Here is a 25,764-nt window from a genome sequence, read left to right as displayed (position 1 = left end):
CAGCCTAAACCATCGACGCGGGCTTGTCCCAACCGTCGCGGCCGAGCCGGTCGGCGAGGAAGTCGATGAACACGCGCACGCGCGCGGGCAGGGTCGACCCGCCGAGGTAAAGCGCATGGAAGGGCTCGATATCACCCGGATTAAAGTCGGCGAGAATCTCGACCAGTCGGCCGTCGGCAATTTCGTCGGCGACGTTGAAGCGGCCGACACGCGCGATACCGACATTTTCAAGCGCAAGCTGGACGACGGTGTCGCCATTGTTCGCCTCGATCGCGGGCGTCACGGGAAGGTCGAAGCCTTGGCCGTCGCGAACGAACGGCCACCACGGCTGGCGGCGGCGGAAGTTGAAACCAATGCAGCGATGGTGCTCAAGCTCTTCGGGCATTGCGGGAGTGCCGTGCTTCGCCAAATAGGCGGGCGAGGCAATGACGGCGCGGTCGCTTTCGCCCAGCCGCCGCGCGATCAGCGGGCTGTCGGGCAGCGGGCCGATGCGGATCGCGACATCGGCGCGCTCCTCGACGAGGTCGATCACCATGTCGGTCAGGCTGATGTCGACGATGATCCCGGGGTAGAGGTCGGCGAAGGTGCCGAGCAGCGGCACGATATAGCGGCGGCCATAGGAATGGGTGGTGCTGACGCGGAGCCGCCCGCGCGGTGCGGCCTGTTCGCCGATCGCCTGCTCGACTTCGGTGAGGTCTGCGAGGATGCGCCGCGCGGCGTGATAATAGGCCTCGCCTTCCGCCGTCATCGCCAGCGCGCGCGTGGTACGGACGATCAGGCGGACGCCGAACCGCGCCTCGATTCCCGAGATTGTCCGGCTGACCGCCGACGGCGACAGGCCGAGCACGCGCGCCGCGGCGGAAAAGCCGCCGCGCTCGATCGCGGTCGCGAAGATTTCCATATCGGCGGCACGGTTGACGCGATCGCGGCTCATCTGTGCGTTATACGCATAAATGTTTGACCGAAACACGCTCTAAACTTGGGCTATTTGCACCGCCATCTGTGCGTCTGATGAAAATCAGGGAATCAGGCTCATGAAGATCAATTTTCCGCTGCTGGCACTCGCGACCGGCGCCTTCGGCATCGGCATCACCGAATTCGCGCCGATGGGCCTGCTGCCCGATATGGCCGAGGGGCTCGGGGTCTCGATTCCCGCCGCCGGGCTGCTCGTCTCGGCCTATGCGCTCGGCGTGATGCTCGGCGCGCCGCTGATGACGCTCACCACCGCGCGGATGAACCGCCGCACCTTGTTGATCGGCCTGATGGCTATCTTCACGCTCGGCAACTTTCTCTCGGCGATCGCGGGCGATTATTCGACGCTGATGGTCGCACGCGTGACCACTTCGCTCAATCATGGCGCCTTCTTCGGCGTCGGCTCGGTCGTCGCGGCCAGCCTCGTCGCACCCGACAAGCGCGCGAGCGCGGTCGCGGCGATGTTCATGGGGCTGACGCTCGCCAATGTGATCGGCGTGCCGCTTGCGCCATGGATCGGCGAGAGTTTCGGCTGGCGCACCGCTTTCGGCATCATCGCGATCTGGGGCCTTTTCACCATGGCCGCGCTTCGCTTCGCGCTCCCCGACATCCCCCGGGCCGAGGGTGGCAATATGCTCGCCGAACTTGGTGTGCTGAAGCGCCGCGAAGTGCTCGTCGCGCTTGCGCTGACCGCGATCGGGTCGGCGGCGATGTTCACCGTCTTCACCTATATCGCGCCGATCCTGACTGAGGCGACGGGGGCGGGGACTTTGTTCGTGACCGCGATGCTGGTGATCTATGGCCTTGGCCTCACCGTGGGCAACTGGCTTGGCGGCGTGTTCGCCGATCGTTCGATCGACCGCACGCTGATTGTCTCGCTCAGCGGGCTTGTCGTGATGCTGATCCTGTTTGCGGCGACGATGTATTCGCCGATCGCCGCGGCAGTCACGATCTTCCTGTGGGGCGTCGCGACTTTCGCCATCGTCCCGCCGCTCCAGATGCGCGTGATGGAGGCGGCATCCGACGCTCCGAACCTTGCCTCGGCGGTCAATATCGGCGCGTTTAACCTTGGCAATGCCATCGGGGCGGCGGTCGGCGGCGGGGTGATCGGCGCCGGACTCGGCTTCCCTGCGGTGTCGATTGCGGGCGCCGTCATGGCTCTGGCGGGACTGGTCATCGTCCTTGCGACGCGGCAACGCGCCGTTCCGTTACTCGTGCAAGCCTGACGATTGCCATTTGCGCCGCCGGGCTTATGCAATCGGCGGCATGGAAACGCCGATTCTCGCTGTCCTCCTTGGCAAGTCGCAGCCCTTTCGCGGCGACGAGCCCAGCGCCATCGGCAAGCTGCCGGTCATGGACGCGGTCGCTGTCGATGCGATGGGGCTTGTCGGCGATGAACAGGCCGACCGGACGGTCCATGGCGGCATCGACAAGGCGATCCATCATTATCCGGCCGACCATTATGACTGGTGGCGGAGCTATCTGGGCGATGCCCCCTTGCTCGATGCGCCAGGCGCGTTCGGCGAGAATATCTCGACGACCGGGCTCGACGAGCAGAATGTCTTTCTCGGCGACCGCTTTCGGTTGGGCACCGCTCTGATCGAAGTGACGCAGGCGCGCCAGCCGTGCTGGAAGCTCGACCACCGGTTCCAGACCAAGGGCGTGATGGCACAGGTGGTCAAGACGCGGCGCACGGGGTGGTATTATCGGGTGCTCGAACCCGGCCATGTCCGCGCCGGCGACGGGCTGGAGCTTGTCGAGCGGCCCTATCCCGAATGGCCGCTGGCGTCGCTCTTTGCCCTGCTGATCGGCGGCGAGGCGAAAGACCGGCTGGCCGACCTGCGCGCGCTGCGGGACGTGCCGATCCTCGCCGAAACATGGAAAGCGCGCCGCGCCAAGCTCGCCGAGCAATTCGGCGCCGACTAGGCGGCGGGGAGCGCCGCCCGACGATCCTTGTCAGCCATTCACCAGGCCGTCGAAATATTCGGGATCGGCCGAGCGCGCTTCGCTGACGAGGCGTTCGGTCTGTTCGGCAAGGCGAGCGACCTCTTCGGTAGTAAAGTGCAGCCCCAGCTTGCTCCGCCGCCAGAGGATGTCGTCGGTCGTCCGCGCCCATTCGCGCGTTACCATCCAGCGAAGCTCGGCGACGCTGAGCCCGTGCGCAATTTCGCCGCCGAGCGCGGCCCAATCATCCGCGCCTGCAAGCCAGCGCCGCGCGTCGGTGCCATAGGCGCGGGCGATGCGATCGATCGTCGGGGCGGCGAGGAAGGGATGGGCGAGCTTATATTCGGCCTTGAGCGCCGCGACGCCATCGGTCGGAAAATTACCGCCGGGCAAGGATGACCTGCCGGTCCAGCGCTTGCCCGACAGGGCATCGATGTGCCCCGAAAGTTCGTTGACCGCCTCTTCGGCGACGTGGCGATAGCTGGTGATCTTGCCGCCATAGATGGTGAGCAGCGGCGCGCCTTCGGTCATGTCGAGGTCGATCCGGTAGCCGCGCGTCGCCGCCTCGGGACGCCCCGATCCGTCCTCGATCAGCGGCCTCACTCCCGAATAGGTCCACACGACATCGGCGGGGGTGACGGGCATGCGGAAATAGAGGCTGGCGCCTTCGCACAGATAGGCGATTTCCTCGTCGCTCGCCTTCGCCTCGCTGGCCGGCCCCTCATGGTCCTGATCGGTCGTGCCGATCAGCGTGAAGTCGCGTTCATAGGGAATGGCAAAGAAGATACGCCCGTCGGGAAGCTGGAAGAAATAGGCATAATCATGCTCGAAGATCCGCCGCACGACGATATGCGATCCGCGAACGAGCCGCATCTGATGATCGGGCTCGGCATCGGCGCGCTTGAGCAGGTCGAGCACGGCGGGGCCCGCCGCATTGACGACGCTGCGGCCGGTGAAGCGATATTGGTGGCCCTGGTCGTCGCGCGCGTCGACCACCCACAGCCCATCCTCGCAGCGCAGCATCTCGGCCCGCGTGCGCGTGCGGACGCGGGCGCCGCGGTCGGCGGCGTCACGGGCATTGAGTGTGACGAGGCGGGCGTCGTCGACCCAGCCGTCCGAATATTCGAAACCCTTCACATATTGCGGCTGAAGCGGTCCGCCCGCGTCGTGATGCCGAAGATCGATCGAACGCGTCGCGGGCAGTTTCTTGCGGCCGCCGATATGGTCGTAAAGAAACAGGCCCAGCCGCAGCAGCCAGCGCGGACGCAGTCCCGGCCGGTGCGGCAACACGAAGCGCAGCGGACGAATGATGTGCGGCGCGATGCCCCACAATATTTCGCGTTCCTTCAGCGCCTCGCGCACCAAGCCAAACTCATAATGTTCAAGGTAGCGCAACCCGCCGTGGATCAGCTTGGTCGATTTCGACGAGGTGCCTTCGGCAAGGTCGTCCGCCTCGATCAACAGGACGCGCGCGCCGCGCCCCGCCGCATCGCGCGCAACGCCCGCGCCATTGACACCGCCGCCGACGACGATGACATCATAAGGGGCAGGGGTGTCGGTCATGGCGTTCCTATGGCAGCGTTGTCGGATTTGCCAAGAGGCGACATCGTATGCGGCTTACGTATGCGCGTTGCATTCGCGGGGTGCATCCTTCAATTCAATCATATTATCCAAGGGGACTGTAGTGAGCGTGAAAGTCGAAACCCTGATCCTGTTCGGCGCGACGGGCGACCTTGCGCAGCGCATGCTCTTTCCCTCGCTCTACAATCTGCACGTCGACGGGTTGCTTGAAGATGCGCTGACGATCGTCGCATCGGGGCGCTCGAAGATGGATCGCACGGCGTGCCACCAGATGGTGCGCGAAGCGCTCGCCGATCATCTGTCCGACGATCGGCTCGACGACGCGCAGATCGCGAGCTTTCTGGAACGGGTGGACTATTGTCCGGTCGATGCCGGTGCCGGGACGGGTTATGACGATCTTGCGGCGCAGCTTGGCGACCGGCTTGGCCGCCCGATTGGCGCTTACCTGTCTACCCCGCCCTCGATGTTCGGACCGATTGCGCAGGGGCTGAAGGCTGCGAACATTGCGTGTGCCGAATGCCGGATCGCGATGGAAAAGCCGATCGGGCAGGATCTCGCGTCCTCGCGGCAGGTCAATGCAGAGGTCGGCGATGCCTTTGCCGAGGACCGCGTCTTCCGCATCGACCATTATCTGGGCAAGGAAACGGTCCAGAACCTGCTCGCGCTGCGTTTTGCAAATATGTTGTTCGAGCCGCTGTGGAACGCGCAGGCGATTGACCATGTCCAGATCACCGTTGCCGAAACCGTCGGGCTCGAGGGCCGCGTCTCTTATTATGACGGCGTCGGCGCGCTGAAGGACATGGTGCAGAACCATATGCTGCAGCTGCTGGCGATCATCGCGATGGAGCCGCCGTCCAGCGTCTCGTCGACCGCGGTGCGCGACGAGAAGGTGAAGCTGCTCCGCAGCCTTCGCAAGATGAGCGCCGAGGATGTGAAGATGCACAGCGTCAAGGGGCAGTATAGCAGCGGCGCAGTCAATGGCGGCGCGGTCTCGGGTTATGCCGACGAACTCGGCAATCCGTCGAACACCGAAACTTTCGTCGCGTTGAAGGCCTATATCGACAATTGGCGCTGGAAGGGCGTTCCCTTTTACCTTCGTACCGGCAAAAGGATGCCGCAGCGCAAGTCGGAGGTGCTGATCCAGTTCAAGCCGGTGCCGCACAATATCTTTGCGCGGGTCGGCGCGGGCAAGCTCGACGCGAACAGCATGATCATCAACCTGCAGCCCGAGGAGAATATCCGGGTCAAGGTGATGGCAAAACAGCCGGGACTCGACCGCGACGGGGTCAAGCTCAAGGAAGTGACGATGGACGTCTCGCTCTCGCACAGCTTTGCCGGCGAGCGCCGCCGCATCGCGTACGAACGCCTGCTGCTCGATTTCATCGAGGGCGACCAGACCCTGTTCGTCCGTCGCGACGAGGTCGAGGCGCAGTGGCAGTGGATCGATTCGATCCGCGACGCCTGGGCCGCGGTCGACATGGCGCCGCAGAATTACACGGCGGGAAGCTGGGGGCCGTCGAGTGCAATCGCGCTGATCGAGCGCGACGGAGCGAGCTGGCATGACTGATCTGAACCCCGTAATCGCCAAGGTTACCGATCGTATCATCGAACGCAGCGCGCCGCGCCGCGCCGCCTATCTCGACCTGATGGATCGCCAGCGCGACGCCGGAACCAACCGCGGCAATCTGTCGTGCGGTAACCTTGCGCACGGCTTTGCCGCCTCGGGCGAGGACAAGCCTGCGATCCGTACCGGCGCGGCGATGAACATCGGCATCGTCACCAGCTATAACGACATGCTCTCGGCGCATCAGCCCTACGGCCGCTATCCCGAGCAGATCAAATTGTTCGCGCGCGAAGTCGGCGCGACCGCGCAGGTCGCGGGCGGGGTTCCCGCGATGTGCGATGGGGTGACGCAGGGGCAGGCGGGCATGGACCTGTCTTTGTTCAGCCGCGACAATATCGCGCAGGGCACCGTGATCGCGCTCAGCCATGCGATGTTCGAGAGCGCGCTGCTGCTCGGCATATGCGACAAGATCGTCCCCGGCCTGCTGATCGGTGCGCTGCGCTTCGGTCATCTGCCGCAGATATTGATCCCGGCGGGACCGATGCCCTCGGGTCTTGCGAACAAGGAAAAGCAGCGCGTCCGCCAGCTTTATGCCGAGGGCAAGGCGAGCCGCGATGAGCTGCTCGAAGCCGAGGCAGCAAGCTATCATGGGGCAGGCACCTGTACCTTCTATGGCACAGCGAACAGCAACCAGATGATGATGGAACTGATGGGGCTCCATATCCCCGGCAGCGCCTTCACCAATCCCGGAACGAAGCTGCGGCAGGAATTGACGCGCACCGCAACGCACCGGATCGCCGAGATCGGTTGGGACGGCGACGATTACCGGCCGCTGGCGCGTTGCATCGACGAAAAAGCGATCGTCAACGCCGCGATCGGCCTGCTCGCGACGGGCGGGTCGACCAACCATGCGATCCACCTGCCCGCCATTGCCCGCGCGGCGGGGATCATCATCGACTGGCAGGATTTCGACGAATTGAGCCACGCGGTGCCCTTGCTCGCGCGCGTCTATCCGAACGGCGCGGGCGACGTGAACAACTTCCACGCGGCCGGCGGTGTCGGCTATGTCGTCAAGGAACTGCTCGGCGCGGGGCTGTTGCACGGCGATGTGCTGACTGTTGGCGGAACGATGGCCGATTATGCTGCCGAGCCCGTGCTCGTGAACGACGAACTCCACTGGCAGGCGGCGCCGACCGAGAGTCGCGACGATACGATGTTGCGCCCCGTTTCCGCGCCTTTCTCGGCCGACGGCGGGATGCGCCTGCTCGCGGGTAACCTTGGCCGTGCGATCATCAAGACCAGCGCGGTCGCCGAGGATCGCTGGACGATCGAGGCGCCGTGCCGGATCTTCGATACGCAGGATGCGGTGCTGGCGGCGTTCAAGGCCGGCGAACTCGAGCGCGATGTGGTCGTCGTCGTGCGTTTCCAGGGGCCGCGCGCGAACGGCATGCCCGAACTGCACAAGCTCACCCCGGCGCTTGGCGTGCTGCAGGACCGCGGTTTCCGCGTCGCCTTGCTCACCGACGGCCGGATGTCGGGGGCGAGCGGCAAGGTGCCGGCGGTGATCCATTTGTCGCCCGAGGCGCTGCCCGGTGCCGACGGGGTCAGCGGCCCGCTCGCCTTCCTCGCCGACGGCGACATCGTCCGTGTCTGTGCGCGCAAGGGTGAAGTGTTGGCGCTCGTCGATCCCGCCATATGGGCGGCGCGCAGCCCCGCAGTGGCTCCGTCGCCCGCGGTCGGTGTCGGCCGCGAACTGTTCGCGCTGTTTCGTCACCATGCCGATGAGGCCGAAAAGGGTGGTTCGGCCGTGCTTGCGGCGATGGAAACAGTCATCTGAACCCGATCTGTCGCCTTATGGGCGACGCCAGTCTTGAATGGAGTGAATATGTCCGACAGCGGTATCGAGCAGATCATGCGCTTCGCGCCGGTCATCCCGGTGATCGTCATCGACCGCGTCGAAGACGCGGTGCCGATGGCCGAAGCACTTGTCGCGGGCGGGCTGAAAGTGCTCGAAGTCACGATGCGGACCCCCGCCGCGCTCGATGCGATCCGCGCGATGAAGGCGGTCCCCGGCGCTGTCGTGGGCGCCGGCACGGTGCTCAACCCCCGCATGCTCAAGGACGCGATCGACGCGGGTTCCGAATTCATCGTTTCGCCCGGCCTTACCGACAGCCTTGGCGAAGCGGCGGTCGCGAGCGGCATTCCCTTCCTGCCCGGCGTCGCCAATGCGTCGAACATCATGGCGGGGCTCGACCTCGGGCTCGACAGCTTCAAATTCTTTCCCGCGGCAACGAGCGGCGGAATTCCCGCGCTCAAAGCGCTCGCGGGGCCGTTCGGCGGGATCAATTTCTGCCCCACCGGCGGCATCAGCCTTGCGACCGCACCCGAGTGGCTTGCCCTCGAACCGGTGCTGTGCGTCGGCGGTAGCTGGGTGGTTCCAGCGGGCCCGGTCGACGTGACCAAAATCGAGACGCTGGCACGCGAGGCCTCCGCGCTTTCGCGCCATTGATAAACGCCATCTTTACTGCCACTGTGCCTAGGTAAAACGGCAACATAGCCGTTGGTGGGGAGATGCGCGTGCCGAGGCCGCAGCCACATTTGGAAGAAGTATTGGCGTCCGAGCCCGGGCCGCATATCGCCGCGCTGTTCGATTTCGACGGCACGATCATCTCGGGCTATTCGGCGACCGCGATGCTGCGCGAGAAATTCCAGCGCCGCGAAATGTCGGTGGAAGAGATCGCCGAGACGGCGCAGGTCATCGCACAGCACAGCCTTGGCACGATCGGCTTTTCGGGGCTGATGTCGGGCGCCGCCAAATTCATGAAGGGCGTCGACGAGGACAGCTTCATCGAGTTTGGCGAGGAGCTCTACAAAAAGCATATCGCGCGGAAGATCTATCCCGAGACGCGCGCGATCATCGAGGCGCATCAGGCCAAGGGGCACCGCGTCGCGATCATCTCGTCGGCGACGATCTATCAGATCGAGCCGACGGCGCGCGACCTTGGCATCACCGACATCAAATGCTCGGCATACGAGATCGAGGACGGCGTTTTCACCGGCGAGATCATCCGGCCGCTCTGTTTCGGCGAGGGCAAGGTGCTCGCGGCGGAAGAGCTGGCCGAGGAATATGGCCTCGATCTCGATCAGAGCTTTTTCTATTCGGACAGCGACGACGATATCGAACTGCTCGAACGCGTCGGCAAGCCGCGTCCGCTCAATCCCAATCTCAAGCTGAAAGCCATTGCCGAGGAAAATGGCTGGCCGGTGCAGCGCTTCGGTAGCCGCGGGACGCCGTCGTGGGTCGATTATACGCGCACCATCTATGCCACCGGCTCGCTCGTCGGCGCCTTCGCCGCCGGGCTGCCGATCTGGGCGCTGACGCGCTCGCAGCGTGAGGCGGCCAATTTTTCGATCGGGCTGTTCGGCGACTTTGCGACGGCGATCTCCGGCGTCGAGCTGGAGGTCGAGGACGAGAAGAACCTCTGGTCTTCGCGCCCGTGCATCTTCATCTTCAACCACCAGAGCAAGGCGGATGTGATGATCCTCGCCAAGCTCATCCGCCGCGACATGGGCGGGGTGGGGAAGAAGGAAATCAAGGACATCCCCATTCTCGGCAAGCTGATGGAATGGGGCGGTACCGTCTTCGTCGACCGCGCCGACGGCAAGAGCGCGATCAAGGCGATGGAGCCGCTGGTCGACGCGATCAAGATCGAGGGCAAGTCGATCTGCATCTCGCCCGAGGGCACGCGCAGCCTGACGCCGAAGCTCGAACCGTTCAAGAAGGGCGCGTTTCATCTCGCGATGCAGGCCGGGGTGCCGATCGTGCCGATCGTGATTCATAACGCCACCGACGTCGCGCCGAAAAACGAGTTTGTGATGCGCCCGGCGACGGTGCGCGTCACCGTGCTGCCGCCGGTCGATACCTCGGGATGGAGCCCGAAAACGATCAACAATCACGTTCGCGATGTGCGGAACATGTTCCTGCGTACGCTCGGCCAGCCCGAGGAGAGCGTGGCGGAATCGGTGGCGACCGAGGCCGCTCCCGCAGCAAAGGCCGAAAAGCCGAAGGCAGGGAAAGCGGCCGAGAAGAAGTCCGTTCCCAAGAAAAAGGCGCCGGCCAAGAAACCGGCCGCCCGCAAGGGAAAGACCGGCTAAGCGGTGGCTGACGGAACGCCCCGCACCGGAATCGTGGCGGAACAGGCGGCCGACCGGCTCTATATCATCGACGCGCGCAACGGCGTCGAGCGGCGTATCCTGCTCGACTGGATCCATTCGACGAGTGGCGATGACGAGCCGGCCTGGGCCAGCCTCGATATCGAGGATGGCGACCATGCGCTGCCCGTCGACGTGCTGCAGGCGCGGCTGGGCGGTGCGCCGTCGCGGCAGGTCGTGCCGCTGCGCGTCGCCTGGCGCATCCCGGGCTTCGACAAGGATCGCGCGCTCAAATTCCGGCACCTGATCTTTGGCGACCCGCGCCATCCGGGCCCGCTGCGATCGCGGTTGATCCTGCTTCGCGACCGCCGCCGCGCGCAGATATTGGTCGGCGAAGCAGCGACGCTCGACATGCTGCGCGATCGTTTCTGCGCGCAGACCGGCGGCGGTGATGGCGAGGGTGCCGACAGCCCCGAATTTGCGGGCTTCGTCGCGCGGCAGGCTGCGCTGGCACTCGATGTCGCCGAACGCGGAGTGCGCGGCACGCGGTACAAGGTGCCGCGCTTCGTCGCCGATGGCCTGCGTACCAGTCCCAAATTCCGCGCCGCGCTTGCCGACCTCGCGGAAAAGACCGGACGCCCCGTCGGCGATCTCTATCGCGAGGCGCGGCCGCTGATGAAGGAAGTCATCGCGCGGCCTTCGGCGCTCTTCCTCGACCTGCGGGCGCGGCTCGATCGCATGATGTTCGGCGGCTATGCGCCCGAAATGGAGGTCGATGCCGCCGAACTCGCGAAGCTCCGCAATATCCTGCGCGAACATCCGACCGCGATCCTGTTCACGCACAAGACCTATATCGACGGCGCGACGCCCAGCCGGCTGACCTATGAAAAGGACATGCCGATGCTGCACAGCTTCGGCGGGGCGAACCTCGACTTTGCGGTGATGGGTGAATTCTTCCGCCGCTCGGGGATGATCTTCATCCGCCGCAGCTTTCAGGACCAGCCGGTCTACAAGCTCGTTCTGCGCCACTATATTGCCTGGCTGCTCGCCAAGCGTTTCCCGCTTTCATGGGCGTTCGAGGGGACGCGTTCGCGGCTCGGCAAGCTGATGCCGCCCAAATATGGCCTGATGAAATATGTCCTCGACGCAGCGCATGCGACGGGAACGCAGGGCGTCCATTTCGTGCCCTTCGTCACCAGCTTCGACCTGATCCGCGACGTCGAGGAATATGCCGCCGAACAGACCGGGCGGAACAAGAAGCCCGAAAGCCTGTCCTGGTTCCTCGGCTATATGAAGAGCCTGAAGGAACCGTCGGGCCGCATCCGGCTCGATATCGGCGATCCGGTGGTGATCGAACAGGCGCCCGGACCCGACGACAAGCGCGCGCTGGAAAAGATCGCTTTCGCGGTCGCTGTCGAGGCGAACCGCGTCACGCCGCTCACCGTCACGTCGGTGATGTGCCTGATCCTGCTCGGCATGGCGCCGCGCGGTGCGACGTCGGCGGAACTGCTCGGCGCGATCGGCGCGGTGACCGACTGGGCCCGGGCGCGCGACATTCGCCTCAGCAGTGAACTCGAAAGCGGCGACGATGCCGCGCTCTCCGCAACGGTCGATACGCTGGTCGAGAGCGGCCTTCTGACGCGTTACGAGGCGGGGAGCGAGAATGTCTATTCGATCGACCCCGCCAAGCATCCGATGGCGAGTTATTACCGCAACATCATCGCGCATCATTTCCTCGACCGTGCGATGATCGAGCTGGCGCTGTTCGAACTGCGCGACGCCGACAGCGGCGATGCCACGGCCGCCTTCTGGGCCAAGATCGACCGGCTTCGCGACCTGTTCAAATTCGAATTCTTCTATCCGCCCCGCGACGAGCATCGCGCCGCGATCGAGGCCGAACTGGCGCGCATCGACCCGGTGTGGGACCGCCGCCTCGCGAGCGGCGACCGCGGCATCGCGCAGATGCTGCGTCGCTGCCAGCCGGTTGTCGGCCACGCGATATTGCTGCCGTTTGCCGAGGCCTATTCGGTCGTCGCCGAACAGCTTGCACGCGCGAAGCCTGGCGATGCGGTCGACGAAAAGGCCCTGCTCGACGCCGCACTCGTCGAGGGGCGGCAGGCCTATCTGCTTCGCCGGATCAGCAGCGAGGCGGCGATCGGCAAATTGCTCTTTGCCAACGGGCTGTCGTTGATGCGCCATATGGGGCTCGCGGAGGAGGCGACGCCGGTGAATCTCGCCGCGCGCCGTGCGCTGCTGATGGAACTGCGCGGCCTTGCCAACGTCATGGAAACGATGCGGCTTTCAACCGTCGCGCTTGCCGACCGGTTGCCGGGTTCAGGAGGATAGGATGCTCAAACAGCTCAGCGCGCAGGACGCCCAGTTCCTCTATACGCAGACGGCGAACAATCTGACGCATATCATGGGCGTCTATATCTACGACCCCTCGACCGCGCCGGGCGGCTTCGTGCGCTTCAAGGATATTATCCGCCACGTCGAAAGCCGCGTCGACACCTCGCCCTTGTTCAAGCGCCGGTTGCACCGCCTGCCGTTCGACATGGACCATCCCTATTGGGTCGAGGATGAGCATTTCGACATCGAAGCGCATATGAGCCACGCGCGCCTGTCCGAACCCGGCGACTGGCGGCAATTCTGCATCGCGGTCGCGCGCTGGTTCTCGAAGCCGATGGATATGAACCGGCCGCTCTGGGATATTTATATCATCGAGGGGCTCGACCGCATTCCGGGCATCCCGAAGGGCAGCTTCGCGATGCTCCACCGTGTCCACCACGCCGCCGTCGACGGCGCATCGGGCGCACACGCCTTCATCGCGATGAGCGATATCGACGCCAAAGGCACTCCTGCGATCGCCGAACCGCCGCCGGTCGAAGATCTCGGCAAGGCGCCGTCGAGCGCCGAAACGCTTTCGCGCGCCTGGTCGGCGTCGATGCAGTCGCCGGTCAAGTTTATGAACGCGCTGATGAAGATGTCGCCCGCGATCATCTCGTCGGCGCGCAAGTCGATCGCCGAAGGCGGGATGACTGCGGGCGTTCCCGAAACGCGGTTCAACGTGCCCGTCGGCCCGCACAAGATGTTCGACGCGACGACAGTCGCGCTGACCGACGTCGCCGAAATCCGCAAGAAGGTGCCCGGTGCGACGGTCAACGACGTCGTGCTCACCACTGTCGGCGGCGCGCTGCGCAAATATCTCGCGAAGCACAAGGAGCTCCCGAAGGACAGCCTCGTCGCGGTCGCGCCGATCAATCTGCGCGGGAAGGGCGGCAAGGCGTCGAAGCCGGGCAATCAGGTGTCGGCGATGAGCGTCCCGATCCGTACCGACATCGCCGACCCGCTCGAACGGCTCGCGGCGGTTCGCGACTATACGGTCGATGCCAAGGAAGCCAAAGCAGGCGTCAGCGCGCGGATCATGACCGGCCTGTCGCAGCATATTCCGGGTGCGACGATGGCGGCGGTCGCGCGGCTGGTGACCAGCGAGCGCTTTGCGGTTCGCGGTACCAACCTCTTCATCTCGAACGTGCCCGGCGCGCAGGTGCCGCTCTATCTGGCCGGCGCACAGCTTGTGCAGCAGCACGGCATGGCGCCGCTTGCGAACAATATGGGGCTGTTCGTCGCGACCCCCAGTTACAACGGCCGGATCGCCTTTTCGCTCATCTCCGAGCGCGCGGTGATGCCCGACATCGCCTTTTTTCGCGAATGCATCGACGAAAGTTTCGCCGATCTGATGGCGGCAGTGCCCAAGCCGGAAAAAGCGAAAGCCGTTACGGCAGCGCCGAAGGCGGCCGCCAAGTCCGCTCCGAAACCCAAGGCCAAACCGAAGTCGGCGGCCCAAACTGCGACAAAGAGCAGGGTGAAACCGGTTGCCAAAGGCAACGCAACCGGCAAGACTCGCAAAAAATAATGATGCTCTCGCAGGACTACCGAATGCTTTTTACCCCGACGCTCAGCGCCGACCGCGATCTTGTGACCGCGCCCGATTATGCTGCCTGGACCAAGGCGGCGCACGAGCATGACAAGAAATCGGGAATGCAGGCGTGGCGAGACGCCGACGAGAGCAAGCATTTCGATTATAAGGCGATCCGGGCGAGGCTCGAAAAGCTGCGCAAGCTGTCGGCGGCGGGTGACGTCAAGGGGCTGCTCTTTGTTCTGAACGAAGGCATCCATGGCAATATCGACGGCATGGGGCACGAACGGCTGTATCAGAAGGCGCGCTTTGGCACGAAAAAGCTGATCGAGGATTATGTTGCCGAGGTGGTTGCCTCGCTCGACAAGATCGCCGCGGCACGCAGCATCGGTCGCGACGAGAAGCGCGATTTCTTCCGCCGTGCCCAGCATTGCTACGGCCGTTCGGCGCTATTGCTCTCGGGTTCAGGCAGCTTCCTCTTTTTCCATATCGGCGTCGTGAAGGCATTGTGGGAAGAAGGCGTGTTGCCCGCTATCATGTCGGGCGCCAGCGGCGGGTCGATTGTCGCCGCGGTCGTCTGCACGCGCAAGAATGCCGATATCGGCGCCTTTCTCGAAAGCGGGCGCCTCGCCAACCCCGGTCGCAACCCCGACCAGAAGCGCCTCGCCCCCGATGAGGTGCGCGCGCGTCTCGACGACCTGATTCCCGACCTCACTTTTCAGGAAGCCTATGAGGTCAGCGGCCGCCACCTCAACGTCTCGGTCGCGCCCGCCGAAAAGCATCAGAATGGCCGTCTGCTCAACGCGATCACCGCGCCCAACGTGCTGATCCGCGAGGCCGTTCTGGCATCGTGCGCGGTTCCGGGGGTTTTCCCGCCCGTGATGCTGATGGCACGCGACGATGCGGGCAACCGTGTTCCCTATCAGCCCGACCGGCGCTGGGTCGACGGGTCGGTGACGCACGATATCCCGACCAAGCGACTCGAACGGCTGTACGGCGTCAATCATCATATCGTCAGCCAAGCGAACCCGATCGCACTGCCCTTCGCCAGCGACACGCGCAAACAGATGGCGCCGATCGAGGCGATCCAGCATGCGTCGATGGCGACCTTCAAGGCGTGGCTCAACGCCAATATGGTGATTTTCCAGAAGCCGCTCGAACTGATCCCGCCCATCAACAGCCTCGCCAACATGGCGCGTTCGGTGATCAATCAGGAATATACCGGCGACATCAACATCATCCGCCCGCCCAAATTCTGGTCGCCGACAAAGATTCTGAGCGATCTGGGGCAGGAGGATATCGACGAGCTGATCGATACCGGCGAGCGCACCGCCTGGCCGAAGGTCGAAATGGTCCGCACGCAGACCGCGATCAGCCGCGCGCTCGAAGCGATATTGGCAAAGATCGACAAGGCGGGCGACGACGGCCCCGGCCACCGCAGCGCCGCGCTGCAAAAGGCGGTTCGCTGAGCATGGCGGCGGGCGCTGTGATCCTGTCGGCCGGTTCCGCGGGCGCAGGTTCGAGGCTGCATGTCACCCACTGGCTTCCCGAAGGCCGACCGCGCGCGGTCATATTGCTTGCGCACGGCTATGCCGAACATGCCGGCCGCTATGACTATGTCGCAAAGCGGCTGACCGATGCCGGCTATGCCATTTATGCGGTCGATCATTGGGGCCACGGCCAATCGGACGGCGACGGCGGTTTCGTGCCGCGCTTCTCCACCTTTCTCGACGGCATGGCCGAACTGCTGACACTCGTCGAGATCAACCATGGCGATACACCGCGCCTTCTCCTCGGCCACAGCATGGGCGGGCTGATCGCGACATTGTTCCTCGTCGAAAGGCAGAATGCCTTTGTCGCCGCCGCGGTTTCGGGGCCGGCGATCCTGCCCGCCGAGCCGCCGTCGCGCTTCACCGTCTGGATCAGCCGCTTCCTCTCGCGCTTCTTCCCGCGCCTTGGCGTGTTGTCGCTCGACGCCAACGGCGTCAGCCGCGACGCGCAGGTTGTCGAGGCCTATAAGGCCGATCCGCTCGTTTACACCGGCAAGATCGGCGCGCGGCTGGGCAAGGAATTCATGGACGCGATGGCGGTCGCACAGGCCGACGCGCCGAAAATTCGCCTGCCGATCCTAATCCAGCATGGCGAGGCAGACCGGCTGACCGCGCCCGCCGGGTCGCGTTACCTGTTCGACAATGTCGGCTCGGCCGACAAGCGCCTCGAAATCTATCCCGGCCTGTTCCACGAAATCTATAACGAGCCCGAACGCGATGCCGTGCTCGACGACCTGATCGGCTGGTTTGACGCGCATGTAAAAGGGACGGACGCCGCATGAGAATTTTGCTGGTCCTGCTCTTCGCGCCGCTGATCGCGCTGGCGCTGATGTATTTCGTGTTTCCGGGCCGGCTTGTCGCGCTGGGTCGTTCCCTGCTGCGGCGGCGCGGCGGAATGGTGCAGAAGAGCGTCGTCGTCGACGGCCGTAGCTGGCCCTATCTCGAGGGCGGCGATCCGGCGAAGCCGTTGTTGCTGCTTGTCCACGGTTTTGCGGGCGACAAGGATAATTGGTCGATGATCGCGCCGTACCTGACGCGCGATTATCATGTCATCGCGCCCGATCTGCCGGGCTTCGGCGAAAATGAGCGCAACCCCGACCTTGCCTATAATCTGGAAGCACAGACCGCGCGGTTGAAGGCATTTGCCGATACGCTCGGGCTGCAGCGTCCGCACGTTGGCGGCAACAGCATGGGCGGCTGGATCGCGCTGCGCTATGCGATCGATTATCCGGGCGCGCTCGCCAGCCTGATCCTGCTCAACAATGCCGGCGTCAACGGCGCGAACGAAAGCGAGCTTCAGAAACAGGCGGCGAACGAGGATTATAATCCGCTGATCCTGGCCAATCTGGAAGACGCCGACCGGCTGGTCGCGATGGTCGTCCACAAGCCGCCGCATATTCCGTCACGGCTGAAACCCGTGCTCTACGCCGACGGCCTCAAATATCGCGATCAGCTCGACAAGATCTTCTGGATCATCGCGACCGAAGGGCGCGATCATCCACTCAACGACCGGCTCGGCGAGGTGGAAGTGCCAACGCTGATCATCTGGGGACGGCATGATCAATTGCTCGATGTGAGCTGTGTCCCCGTGCTCGAAGCCGGCATCACGGGAAGCATGTCGCATATCTTCGAACATGTCGGGCATGTGCCGATGATCGAGGATCCGAAAGCGACTGCGGCGGTGATGAAGGGCTTTCTTGCCAAGCATTGAAATGCGCGTCAGTCTCTCCTGAAAATAGGAGAGCGGAATGCGGTTGAAGGTGGGGCTGCTCGGCGGGGGCAGCTGGGGAACGACGGTCGCATCGGTGGTGTCGCGTAACGCGCCGATCACGCTCTGGGCGCGCGACGCCGAAACGGTCAACGGCATCAATAGCGATAACGAGAACCGCCGATATCTGCCCGGAATCAAGCTGCCGCCGGCGCTGCGCGCGACCGCAGACATGGCCGAGGTCGTTGCAGGCGCCGACGTACTTGTCATGGGCGTACCCTCGCACAGTTTCCGCAGCGTGCTCGAAGAGGCGCGTAGCCATTTGCGTCCCTGGGTGCCCGTCATCAGCCTGACCAAGGGGCTCGAACTGTCCTCGGGACAGCGGATGACCGAGCTGATCGAGGAAGTGCTCCCCGGCCATCCCGTCGGCGTGCTCACCGGTCCCAATCTCGCGCGCGAGATCATGACGGGGCAGGCAGCGGCGAGCGTCTTGTCGATGGAGGACGAGATCGTCGTGCGCGCGCTCCAGCCGGTGTTTCATTCGGGGCTGTTCCGCGTTTACACCAACACCGATCTGCTCGGCTGCGAGCTTGGCGGGGTGCTCAAGAATATCATCGCGATCGCGGTCGGCATGGGCGACGGGCTGGGGGCGGGCGACAACACCCGCTCGGCCTTGATGACGCGCGGGCTGTCCGAAATTACACGGCTCGGCGTCGCGATGGGCGGGCGCGCGGAAACCTTTGCTGGGCTGACCGGCATGGGCGACCTGATCGCGACCTGTACCAGTCCGCTAAGCCGCAACCGTCATGTCGGGGTCGAACTCGGTAAAGGGCGGCCGATCGACGAGATCATCGCGGGGATGAACATGGTCGCCGAAGGCGTGAAGAGCGCGCCGACCGTGATTGCACTCGCCGAACGCTACGGTCTCGATATGCCGATCGCGCGCGACGTGTTCGATGTGACGCAAGGTAAACGCAGCGCACAGGACGTGTTTCGCGGGCTGTTAAGGTCGGCCGTTGGCGACGAAGCGCACCCTGGCTAGGCGATTCCGCCGCGACCCGTGCCATTTCGGCGATCAGCCGGGAAGAAAATGGCCGTGCGCTTCGTTGACTCCCCTGACCGGCCCGCGAGCGGGCGGGCAATCAGGAGATGGACGATGAAAAAATGGACCACCCTTGCAGTCATTCTGGCGCTCCCCGCCACCGCCGCGGTTGCGGCCGTCCCTTATGGTTCGATGCCGCCGGGATTTGAGGCACCGCACATCCGCACGTCGCCGATCGCCGGCGTCGTCAACCAATATTGGTACAATTATAAGGCCGACATTCTCGAGGCCGAGAAGGAATTGCGCAGCGATCTTCGCCACGCCACCGACCGCGAAGACCGCTGGGATGCGTGGGACGAGTGGGAGACCGAGGTGGTCGATGCCGACAAGGATTATGTGAAGGAAATGCGCAAGAAGGGCTATCGCAGCGGCCGCGTGACGGTCGGCGGCTAAGTTCTCGCGAGTTCCCCGGAGCCCTCTCCGGGTCGCAGGGAAGGGCGGGTGTCATGGGGCACCCGCCCTTTCTTGTGTCAGAGTGTGGCCTCGGCCAGCAACGCTTGCGCTTCTTCGCCCTGCCAATCGATGGCGCCGACCACGCGCCAGATCTCGCGGCCTTCGGCGTCATAATAGATGCTGGTCGGAAGCGCGCTACCGGCGTCGTCGAGCAGGCCGTTCTGCGGATCGACATAGGGCTGCAAAGCCTTCAACCCCGCCTTCTGGAACCACGGATCGACAACCTCCGCGCCCTGCAGGTCCTGCGCGACCGCGATCACCGTTATGCGGTCGCCGCTTTTCGATGCGAGCGCATCGAGCGTCGGCATCTCGGCGACGCAGGGCGCACACCACGTTGCCCACAGATTGACGAGCAGCGGACGCCCACGAAAGTTGGCGAGAGTGACGGGCGCATCGTCGGGGCCCTGAAAGCGAGCGGCCGGTGCCGCCTGACCCTTCTTGCTCCGGTCGACCTGATGCTGAAAATGGCCGACGCCCTTCGCTTGGCCCGCCGAAACATTTGCTTGGCCTTGCGCGGCTTGCCCGCCCGCCTGCTTTTCCCTATCGCAGCCCGCGATCGATCCGGCCAGAAGCACGGCGAGGATCACAAGATACGGGCTTGGAACGCGGCGAATGACGACTTCTCCTGACAGCAACAGCATGTGGGGCGGCCGCTTCGGTGGCGGACCCGCGGCGATCATGCAAGAGATTAACGCGTCGATTCCCGTCGACAAGCGCCTGTGGGAAGAAGATATCGCGGCGAGCCGCGCGCATGCGGCCATGCTTGGCGCCGCCGGGATTATCGCGGCCGAAGACGCGGTTCAAATTGATCGCGGGCTGGCGCAGATCGCTGACGAATTCGCCGCAAACGGCGTGCCCGTCGACCTGAGCCTCGAAGACATTCACATGACGGTCGAATCGCGGCTGAAGGAATTGGTCGGTGAACCGGCCGGCCGACTCCACACTGCACGCTCGCGCAACGATCAGGTCGCCACCGATTTTCGCCTGTGGACGCGCACCGCCTGCGAGCGCATCGACGCGGGGTTGCGGGCGATCCAGACCGCGCTGCTGACGCGTGCCGACGAACATGCGGGCAGCATCATGCCGGGCTTCACGCACCTTCAGGTCGCACAGCCGGTGACGCTCGGGCATCATCTGCTCGCCTATGTCGAAATGTTCGGCCGCGACCGCAGCCGCTTCGCCGATGCGCGCCGTCGCCTCAACGAATCGCCGCTCGGTGCGGCCGCGCTCGCGGGCACGGGTTTTCCGGTCGATCGCCACGCCACCGCTGCCGCGCTCGGTTTCGACCGGCCGATGGCGAACAGTATCGACGCCGTGTCGGACCGCGATTTCGCGCTCGAATTCTGCGCCTCCGCGTCGATCGCCGCGATCCACCTCTCGCGCCTCGCCGAAGAGATCGTGATCTGGGCCAGCCAGCCCTTCGGCTTCATCAGCCTGCCCGACGCCTGGTCGACGGGCAGCTCGATCATGCCGCAAAAGCGCAATCCCGATGCCGCCGAACTCGTGCGCGGGCGCGCGGGGCTGCTGCTCGGCGCCTTCCAGCGGATCAGCGTGATCGTGAAGGGCCTGCCGCTCACCTATTCGAAGGATTTGCAGGACGACAAGGAAACCGTCTTTGGTGCCTTCGACGCGCTCGCGCTGTCGCTCGCCGCGATGACCGGTATGATCGAAACGCTGACCTTCCGCACCGACCGCATGCGCGCGCTCGCCGCATCGGGCTATTCGACCGCGACCGACCTCGCCGACTGGCTGGTGCGCGAGAATGGCCTGCCGTTCCGCGAGGCGCATCATGTCGTCGGCGCCTGCGTCAAGCGCGCCGAGGAACTGGGCGTCGAGCTGTCCGCGCTGCCCGCCGGCGACGCCGCTGCGATCCATGCCGCGGTCACGTCCGAGGTGCTTGCCGCGCTGACCGTCGAGGCATCGGTCGCGAGCCGCACCAGCTATGGCGGCACGGCGCCGGACGGGGTAAGGAAGGCCGTGGCCGCGGCCCGTGCGGCGCTCGAAGGAACGATGTGATGGCGACCAAGCGCCTCATCATGGCTGTATTCGCTGCAACCGCGCTGCTCGGCGCGTGCGGTAGCAAGGAAGATCTGAAGCCCGTGGCAGGCCAGCCTGCCCCGGTGATTCCTGTCGGCGCGACCAGCGCCCCGCCTACGGAGGAGCTTACGACGCCTGACGCGCAGGCCCGGCCAGCGCGCAGCGACGAACTTCTCAAACGGTCCGAACAACGCGAAACCGACGATTTTGACTTGCCGCCTCCGGGCTGAGCTTCAGGACTTTACCAATGAATCATTTTGAAATTCGGGACGGCGTGATGCACGCCGAGGATATTCCGCTGCCGCGCATCGCCGAAGAAATCGGTACCCCCGTCTATGTCTATTCGCGCGCGACGCTCGAACGTCACGCACAGGCGTTCCGTGACGGGCTGAAGGATGTGCCGAAGAAGCATCTCGCCTTCGCGATCAAGTGCAACCCCAACCTCGGCGTGCTGCGCGTGCTTGCGCGGCAGGGCTATGGCGCCGACGTCGTATCGGGCGGCGAGCTCGAACGCGCGCTGGCAGCAGGCATGGCGGCCGAGGACATCGTCTTTTCGGGTGTCGGCAAGACCCGCGCCGAACTTGCGCAGGGACTCGACCGCGGCATCGGCCAGTTCAATATCGAGCATGAGCCCGAGGGCATCGCGCTCGCCGAAATCGCGCTCGCGAAGGAAATGACCGCGCCCGCCGTTCTCCGCGTCAATCCCGACGTCGATGCAGGCACGCATGCCAAGATTTCGACCGGCAAGGCCGAGAACAAGTTCGGCGTCGGCATCGACGTCGCACCCGAAATCTTCGGCCGCCTTTCGGCGCTGCCGGGGCTCAATATGCGCGGCATCGCGGTGCATATCGGCAGCCAGCTCACCAGCCTCGACCCGCTCGAAGCGGCGTTCGAACGTGTCGGCCAGCTTGTTGCCGAACTGCGCGCGGCGGGACACAGCATCACCCATGTCGACCTCGGCGGCGGCCTTGGTGTGCCGTACAAGGCCGACGATAACCCGCCGAGCCCGGCCGAATATGGCGCGATGGTCGCGCGCGTGACCAAGGATTGGGACGTCACATTGATGTTCGAACCCGGACGCGTGATTGCCGGCAACACCGGCGTGCTGCTGACCGAGGTTCTCTGGGTCAAGCCGGGTGTGACCAATCCGTTCGTGATCGTCGATGCGGCGATGAACGACCTTGCGCGCCCCGCACTCTACGACGCCTATCACGATTTCGTTGCGGTCAAGCCGACCGGCGAGACGATGACCGCGTCGATCGTCGGCCCGGTGTGCGAAACCGGCGACACCTTCGCACGCGACCGGATCACCGACGAAGTTGCACCGGGCGATCTCGCCGTGTTCCGCACCGCCGGTGCTTATGGCGCGACGATGGCGTCGACCTATAACAGCCGCAGCCTCGTTCCCGAAGTGCTCGTCGACGGTTACCGCTATGCCGTCGTCGCCGATCGCATCACGGCGGGCACGATCATGGCCGCCGAGCGCGTGCCCGACTGGATCGACTGAGGTGGAGCAGCTTCCCGTATTCCTAAACCTTCGCGGCCGCACGGTCGTGCTGGTCGGGGAGGGGGAAGCCGCCGATGCCAAGGCGCGGCTGATAGCACGCGCGGGCGGGCGGATCGTGCCGAAGTGGGAGGAGGGCGCAACCATCGCCTTTGTCGCACTCGACGATGATGGCGAGGCGCGCGCTGTCGCGGCGACGCTCCGCGCACGAGGTCTGCTCGTCAACGTCGTCGATCGCCCTGGTCTCTGCGATTTCACTACCCCCGCGATTGTCGACCGCGCGCCGGTGACGATCGCGATCGGTACGGGCGGGGCCTCGGCCGGCCTCGCAAAGGCCGTCCGCCAGCGGATCGAAGCTTTGCTCCCCGCTCGTCTCGGCGCGCTCGCTTCTGCGCTCTATGCCGCGCGGGACTCCATGAAAGCGCGCTGGCCCGTCGTGGCCGACCGCCGCCGCGCGATCGATGCCGCACTGGCAAGCGGTGGTGCTCTCGACCCCATTGGTGCTGATGCGGCCGACAAGGTCGAAAGCTGGCTGGCGAGCGAAGCGCAGATCCACCGCTCGCGCCTGGAAACCATCGCGCTGACGAGCGCCGATCCCGACGAGCTGACCTTGCGCGCCGCACGTTTGCTGGGCGAGGCCGATCATATCTTTCACCCCGCGGACCTTCCCGCAGCCATCCTCGACCGCGCCCGCGCCGACGCGGTACGCCACATCGCCGATGCACCGCCCGCCGACCCGCCATCCGGCCTGTCGCTCTGGATTTCGCGGTCATGAGCCCAGTCCACCCGCTCTATGCCGCGATGGAGCCGACGATTTTCGAGCATATGTCGGGGCTCGCGCGGGCACATGACGCGATCAATCTCGGGCAGGGCTTTCCCGATGAACCGCCGCATCCCGACATGATCGCGGCTGCAGCGCGCGCGCTCGCCGAAAGGTCGAACCAATATCCCCCGGCCTTCGGGCTTCCCGAACTGCGCGACGCGATCTGCGGCTTCTATGCCCGGCGGCAGGGCCTCGCGCTGTCGCGTGAGCAGGTGATCGTGACTTCGGGCGCGACCGAGGCGCTTGCCGCCGCGATCCTTGCCTTCGTCGCGTCAGGGGACGAGGTGATTCTGTTCCAGCCCGCCTATGACAGCTATGCGCCGATGGTGCGCCGCGCTGGCGGTATTCCGGTGTCGGTCGCGCTCGCGCCGCCCAACTGGCGCTATGATCGCGAGCAGCTCGCGGCGGCGATCACGCCGTGCACGCGTGTGCTCATGCTCAACGACCCGCTCAATCCGGCCGGGACAGTCGCCAGCGAAGCAGAGATGGCGATACTGGCCGACATCTGCGTGCGCCACGACCTCATCGCGATCTGTGACGAGGTCTGGGAGGATGTCCGGTTCGACGGCGTGCCGCATCGTTCGCTGATGTCCTTCCCGGGCATGGCCGAACGCGCGGTAAAGATCGGCTCGGCGGGCAAGATCTTCGGCCTCACCGGGTGGAAGACCGGCTGGCTATGCGCCGCGCCCGCGATGGCCACCGCGCTTGGCCGCGCGCACCAGTTCCTGACCTTCACGACGCCGCCCGCATTGCAATGGGCGGTGGCTGAGGGTTTGGGTCGGCCCGATGCGTGGTTCGCTGAGCAGCGCGGGCGCTGGGCCGCGTCGCGTGCGCATCTGCGCGATGCGCTGGACGCCGCTGGCTTTGCGGTCCTGCCGAACGCCGCGACCTGGTTCCTGTGCATCGACCTCGCCGCATCAGGAATTACGCTTTCCGACCGGGAATTCAGCGAACGCGCGGTGCGCGAGGCAGGGGTCGCCTCGATCCCCGTATCGGCACTTTTCGAAGGCGACGGCCCGCGCCACATCCTGCGCCTCTGCTTCGCCAAGGATGGCGCGATACTCGACGAGGCGGTACGGCGCCTCGCGGCCTTTCGCGACACATTGCGGGCCGAAACCGCTTAGGGCGCGATCGCCAGCCCGTCGCCATTCTTGCCCGCCGCGATCCGGCGCAACACCTCGCCGCTCGCGACGTCGATTTCCGCCACCTTGTCGTGCCCCGTCTCGGCGGCATAGAGCCGCTTCGAATCGGCGCTGAATAACAGGGTGACCTGCCCCTTGGCCGCCTCGCCCGACACTTTGACCGTTTTCACCAGCGCGCGCGTCTCGGCGTCGAACAGGCTGATCGTGCCGCTTGCGATATTGCTCGTCGCAACCAGCTTGCCGTCGGGGCTTGCCAGCACGCGGATTGCAACCGGGTCGACCGGGTGTTCGGCGATCTTCTTTCCGGTCTTCGTATCCCAGATCGATACCCGCGGCGCATCAAGGTCGCCGACCCAAAGCTCGCGGCCCTTCTTCGTCAGCGCCAACCCCTCGGGCTTGCCGCCGATAGTCATATCGCGAAGCTTCTTGCCGGTCTTGAGGTCGAGCACACTCACCGTCCCTGCCCCGATATTCGCAGTATAGGCCGTGCGGTTATCGGGCGCGACGACGATCATATGCGTGCCCTTTTGCCCGGTCGAAATCGACATGAGCTTGCCATCGGGCGCAACCACCGCGACTGACTCGCTGCCCTCGGTCGTCGCGACCATTCGCCCGTCGGACAGCCACAGCAGCCCGTGCGGCCGCTGGTTGGGGCTGAGGTCGATTGTCCTGACCTTGGTCCGGTTCGCCACATCGAACACGTCGATCGTCGTGCTGCCATAGGCGACGACCGCCGCATGCTTGCCATCGGGCGAGACCGCGATCTCGTGCGGCATCTTGCCGGTGGGCAACCTCGCCAGTTCCTCGCCCGACGCCAGTGCGATGACGCTCAGCGTATCTTCGCCCTTGTTGCCGACGAGCAATGTTTCCGCGCCGGCGGGCGCGGCCAGCGCAAGGGCACAGAGGGCGGCGGCGATGATGCGGTGCATGACAAATCTCCCGGTTGCGACCGCGACACCCTATCCGGCGCGGCACCGCCGGCAACCCCGCTTCGACGAGCGACATGGCCGCGATTACGATAAGTTAACTGTGAAGCGCCGGCCTGTCTTCCTAGCCATGTTCCCGGCGGCGGGTCGCGCCGCGGATCATAACAGGAGGGGGAATATGGGTCTGCCAACCATCGATATCGAGGCACTGCCGTTGCTCGACACAGCAGTCGGACTGTTCGGATCGCTCGTCGGCGAAAGCGCATCGTCGGGGCCGTCGGTATTCGAGATTGCCGTCGCGATCGCGATGATCGTTTACGACTGAACCGCGGTGGGGATGGGCGTTGCCACCAACCCGGCAGCATCCGTTCCCGCGCCTTTTGCGAT

The 25,764-nt window shown here is 64.9% G+C and carries 23 protein-coding genes; 19 read left to right on the top strand and 4 right to left on the bottom strand.

The window, feature by feature from the left end; translation table 11 throughout:
- Nucleotides 1-4: 4 nt before the first annotated feature.
- A complete protein-coding gene (locus tag BLW56_RS04705) occupies nt 5-934 on the bottom strand; it encodes a LysR family transcriptional regulator (RefSeq protein ID WP_093509462.1) in 930 nt (309 codons plus the stop codon).
- Nucleotides 935-1,034: 100 nt separating this feature from the next.
- On the opposite strand from BLW56_RS04705, the gene BLW56_RS04700 reads away from it, so the two are divergent.
- Together BLW56_RS04700 and BLW56_RS04695 are read left to right on the top strand one after the other, a co-directional pair.
- Nucleotides 1,035-2,198, top strand: a complete 1,164-nt coding sequence (locus BLW56_RS04700) for an MFS transporter (protein ID WP_093509461.1) — start codon at nt 1,035-1,037, stop codon at nt 2,196-2,198.
- 40 nt (nt 2,199-2,238) lie between these two features.
- Complete coding sequence (locus BLW56_RS04695; RefSeq protein ID WP_093509460.1) at nt 2,239-2,898, top strand: MOSC domain-containing protein; 660 nt, start codon at nt 2,239-2,241, stop codon at nt 2,896-2,898.
- Between the two features lie 30 nt (nt 2,899-2,928).
- Here the strand turns inward: BLW56_RS04695 and glpD are convergent, their stop codons facing one another.
- The gene (gene glpD, locus BLW56_RS04690) at nt 2,929-4,479 is read right to left on the bottom strand and encodes a glycerol-3-phosphate dehydrogenase (RefSeq protein WP_093509459.1); all 1,551 of its coding nucleotides are present in this window, start codon (nt 4,477-4,479) and stop codon (nt 2,929-2,931) included.
- A gap of 181 nt (nt 4,480-4,660) precedes the next feature.
- On the opposite strand from glpD, the gene zwf reads away from it, so the two are divergent.
- The 11 genes from zwf to BLW56_RS04635 all read left to right on the top strand — a co-directional run bounded on the left by zwf (nt 4,661) and on the right by BLW56_RS04635 (nt 18,885).
- Entirely contained in the window at nt 4,661-6,064 is a 1,404-nt protein-coding gene (zwf, locus tag BLW56_RS04685) for a glucose-6-phosphate dehydrogenase (RefSeq protein ID WP_256203411.1), read from the top strand.
- A complete protein-coding gene (gene edd / locus BLW56_RS04680; RefSeq protein WP_093509457.1) occupies nt 6,057-7,898 on the top strand; it encodes a phosphogluconate dehydratase in 1,842 nt (613 codons plus the stop codon). Before zwf ends, edd begins: the two co-directional genes overlap by 8 nt.
- 48 nt (nt 7,899-7,946) lie before the next feature.
- Entirely contained in the window at nt 7,947-8,570 is a 624-nt protein-coding gene (eda, locus tag BLW56_RS04675; RefSeq protein WP_093509456.1) for a bifunctional 4-hydroxy-2-oxoglutarate aldolase/2-dehydro-3-deoxy-phosphogluconate aldolase, read from the top strand.
- A gap of 101 nt (nt 8,571-8,671) precedes the next feature.
- Nucleotides 8,672-10,216 carry an HAD-IB family hydrolase gene (locus BLW56_RS04670; protein ID WP_256203300.1) on the top strand — a complete coding sequence of 515 codons (1,545 nt, stop codon included), beginning with the start codon at nt 8,672-8,674 and terminating at the stop codon, nt 10,214-10,216.
- 3 nt (nt 10,217-10,219) lie between these two features.
- On the top strand, nt 10,220-12,559 hold the full coding sequence (locus tag BLW56_RS04665; protein ID WP_093509454.1) for a glycerol-3-phosphate 1-O-acyltransferase: 2,340 nt from the start codon (nt 10,220-10,222) through the stop codon (nt 12,557-12,559).
- Between the two features lies 1 nt (nt 12,560).
- Nucleotides 12,561-14,129, top strand: coding sequence for a wax ester/triacylglycerol synthase family O-acyltransferase (locus BLW56_RS04660; RefSeq protein ID WP_093509453.1), 1,569 nt, complete (start codon nt 12,561-12,563; stop codon nt 14,127-14,129).
- A 23-nt stretch (nt 14,130-14,152) separates the two neighbouring features.
- Nucleotides 14,153-15,601, top strand: coding sequence for a DUF3336 domain-containing protein (locus tag BLW56_RS04655; RefSeq protein ID WP_093510788.1), 1,449 nt, complete (start codon nt 14,153-14,155; stop codon nt 15,599-15,601).
- Between the two features lie 2 nt (nt 15,602-15,603).
- On the top strand, nt 15,604-16,464 hold the full coding sequence (locus tag BLW56_RS04650; RefSeq protein ID WP_093509452.1) for an alpha/beta hydrolase: 861 nt from the start codon (nt 15,604-15,606) through the stop codon (nt 16,462-16,464).
- Nucleotides 16,461-17,393, top strand: a complete 933-nt coding sequence (locus tag BLW56_RS04645) for an alpha/beta fold hydrolase (RefSeq protein ID WP_093509451.1) — start codon at nt 16,461-16,463, stop codon at nt 17,391-17,393. Before BLW56_RS04650 ends, BLW56_RS04645 begins: the two co-directional genes overlap by 4 nt.
- 37 nt (nt 17,394-17,430) lie before the next feature.
- Nucleotides 17,431-18,432 (top strand): NAD(P)H-dependent glycerol-3-phosphate dehydrogenase, encoded by a 1,002-nt coding sequence (locus BLW56_RS04640; protein WP_093509450.1) that lies wholly within the window; start codon nt 17,431-17,433, stop codon nt 18,430-18,432.
- Between the two features lie 114 nt (nt 18,433-18,546).
- Nucleotides 18,547-18,885 (top strand): hypothetical protein, encoded by a 339-nt coding sequence (locus BLW56_RS04635; protein ID WP_093509449.1) that lies wholly within the window; start codon nt 18,547-18,549, stop codon nt 18,883-18,885.
- 77 nt (nt 18,886-18,962) lie between these two features.
- Here BLW56_RS04635 and BLW56_RS04630 read toward each other — a convergent pair whose 3' ends face one another.
- Nucleotides 18,963-19,586, bottom strand: coding sequence for a TlpA family protein disulfide reductase (locus tag BLW56_RS04630; protein WP_093509448.1), 624 nt, complete (start codon nt 19,584-19,586; stop codon nt 18,963-18,965).
- On the opposite strand from BLW56_RS04630, the gene argH reads away from it, so the two are divergent.
- The 5 genes from argH to BLW56_RS04605 are packed head-to-tail and all read left to right on the top strand — an operon-like array spanning nt 19,585 to nt 24,433.
- Nucleotides 19,585-20,961 (top strand): argininosuccinate lyase, encoded by a 1,377-nt coding sequence (argH, locus tag BLW56_RS04625; protein WP_093509447.1) that lies wholly within the window; start codon nt 19,585-19,587, stop codon nt 20,959-20,961. The genes BLW56_RS04630 and argH overlap by 2 nt on opposite strands.
- The gene (locus tag BLW56_RS04620) at nt 20,961-21,212 is read left to right on the top strand and encodes a hypothetical protein (protein ID WP_093509446.1); all 252 of its coding nucleotides are present in this window, start codon (nt 20,961-20,963) and stop codon (nt 21,210-21,212) included. Before argH ends, BLW56_RS04620 begins: the two co-directional genes overlap by 1 nt.
- 17 nt (nt 21,213-21,229) lie before the next feature.
- A complete protein-coding gene (gene lysA / locus BLW56_RS04615; protein ID WP_093509445.1) occupies nt 21,230-22,489 on the top strand; it encodes a diaminopimelate decarboxylase in 1,260 nt (419 codons plus the stop codon).
- A 1-nt stretch (nt 22,490) separates the two neighbouring features.
- Nucleotides 22,491-23,261 carry a precorrin-2 dehydrogenase/sirohydrochlorin ferrochelatase family protein gene (locus tag BLW56_RS04610; RefSeq protein WP_093509444.1) on the top strand — a complete coding sequence of 257 codons (771 nt, stop codon included), beginning with the start codon at nt 22,491-22,493 and terminating at the stop codon, nt 23,259-23,261.
- Entirely contained in the window at nt 23,258-24,433 is a 1,176-nt protein-coding gene (locus BLW56_RS04605; RefSeq protein WP_093509443.1) for an aminotransferase, read from the top strand. The genes BLW56_RS04610 and BLW56_RS04605 overlap by 4 nt, the downstream gene beginning before the upstream one ends.
- Here BLW56_RS04605 and BLW56_RS04600 read toward each other — a convergent pair.
- Nucleotides 24,430-25,380, bottom strand: coding sequence for a beta-propeller fold lactonase family protein (locus BLW56_RS04600; protein WP_093509442.1), 951 nt, complete (start codon nt 25,378-25,380; stop codon nt 24,430-24,432). The genes BLW56_RS04605 and BLW56_RS04600 overlap by 4 nt on opposite strands.
- Nucleotides 25,381-25,555: 175 nt before the next feature.
- Here BLW56_RS04600 and BLW56_RS20565 point away from each other — a divergent pair, with 175 nt between their 5' ends.
- On the top strand, nt 25,556-25,702 hold the full coding sequence (locus BLW56_RS20565) for a hypothetical protein (protein WP_177175817.1): 147 nt from the start codon (nt 25,556-25,558) through the stop codon (nt 25,700-25,702).
- The last annotated feature ends 62 nt before the right edge of the window (nt 25,703-25,764 follow it).

This window comes from Sphingopyxis sp. YR583, from assembly GCF_900108295.1.
In the GTDB taxonomy this organism is placed as follows: Bacteria; Pseudomonadota; Alphaproteobacteria; order Sphingomonadales; family Sphingomonadaceae; genus Sphingopyxis.
This window is presented reverse-complemented; position numbering and strand designations above follow the sequence as displayed.

Bases quoted from the DNA above. Each gene is read 5' to 3' on its own strand.
- BLW56_RS04620 (WP_093509446.1), top strand. From the start codon at position 20,961: ATGGCGACCAAGCGCCTCATCATGGCTGTATTCGCTGCAACCGCGCTG.
- BLW56_RS04630 (WP_093509448.1), bottom strand. From the start codon at position 19,586: ATGCTGTTGCTGTCAGGAGAAGTCGTCATTCGCCGCGTTCCAAGCCCG.
- glpD (WP_093509459.1), bottom strand. From the start codon at position 4,479: ATGACCGACACCCCTGCCCCTTATGATGTCATCGTCGTCGGCGGCGGT.
- BLW56_RS04660 (WP_093509453.1), top strand. From the start codon at position 12,561: ATGCTCAAACAGCTCAGCGCGCAGGACGCCCAGTTCCTCTATACGCAG.
- BLW56_RS20565 (WP_177175817.1), top strand. From the start codon at position 25,556: ATGGGTCTGCCAACCATCGATATCGAGGCACTGCCGTTGCTCGACACA.
- eda (WP_093509456.1), top strand. From the start codon at position 7,947: ATGTCCGACAGCGGTATCGAGCAGATCATGCGCTTCGCGCCGGTCATC.
- lysA (WP_093509445.1), top strand. From the start codon at position 21,230: ATGAATCATTTTGAAATTCGGGACGGCGTGATGCACGCCGAGGATATT.
- BLW56_RS04640 (WP_093509450.1), top strand. From the start codon at position 17,431: ATGCGGTTGAAGGTGGGGCTGCTCGGCGGGGGCAGCTGGGGAACGACG.
- BLW56_RS04705 (WP_093509462.1), bottom strand. From the start codon at position 934: ATGAGCCGCGATCGCGTCAACCGTGCCGCCGATATGGAAATCTTCGCG.
- zwf (WP_256203411.1), top strand. From the start codon at position 4,661: ATGCTCTTTCCCTCGCTCTACAATCTGCACGTCGACGGGTTGCTTGAA.
- BLW56_RS04635 (WP_093509449.1), top strand. From the start codon at position 18,547: ATGAAAAAATGGACCACCCTTGCAGTCATTCTGGCGCTCCCCGCCACC.
- BLW56_RS04600 (WP_093509442.1), bottom strand. From the start codon at position 25,380: ATGCACCGCATCATCGCCGCCGCCCTCTGTGCCCTTGCGCTGGCCGCG.
- BLW56_RS04655 (WP_093510788.1), top strand. From the start codon at position 14,153: ATGCTTTTTACCCCGACGCTCAGCGCCGACCGCGATCTTGTGACCGCG.
- argH (WP_093509447.1), top strand. From the start codon at position 19,585: ATGTGGGGCGGCCGCTTCGGTGGCGGACCCGCGGCGATCATGCAAGAG.
- BLW56_RS04645 (WP_093509451.1), top strand. From the start codon at position 16,461: ATGAGAATTTTGCTGGTCCTGCTCTTCGCGCCGCTGATCGCGCTGGCG.
- BLW56_RS04700 (WP_093509461.1), top strand. From the start codon at position 1,035: ATGAAGATCAATTTTCCGCTGCTGGCACTCGCGACCGGCGCCTTCGGC.
- edd (WP_093509457.1), top strand. From the start codon at position 6,057: ATGACTGATCTGAACCCCGTAATCGCCAAGGTTACCGATCGTATCATC.
- BLW56_RS04650 (WP_093509452.1), top strand. From the start codon at position 15,604: ATGGCGGCGGGCGCTGTGATCCTGTCGGCCGGTTCCGCGGGCGCAGGT.
- BLW56_RS04695 (WP_093509460.1), top strand. From the start codon at position 2,239: ATGGAAACGCCGATTCTCGCTGTCCTCCTTGGCAAGTCGCAGCCCTTT.
- BLW56_RS04605 (WP_093509443.1), top strand. From the start codon at position 23,258: ATGAGCCCAGTCCACCCGCTCTATGCCGCGATGGAGCCGACGATTTTC.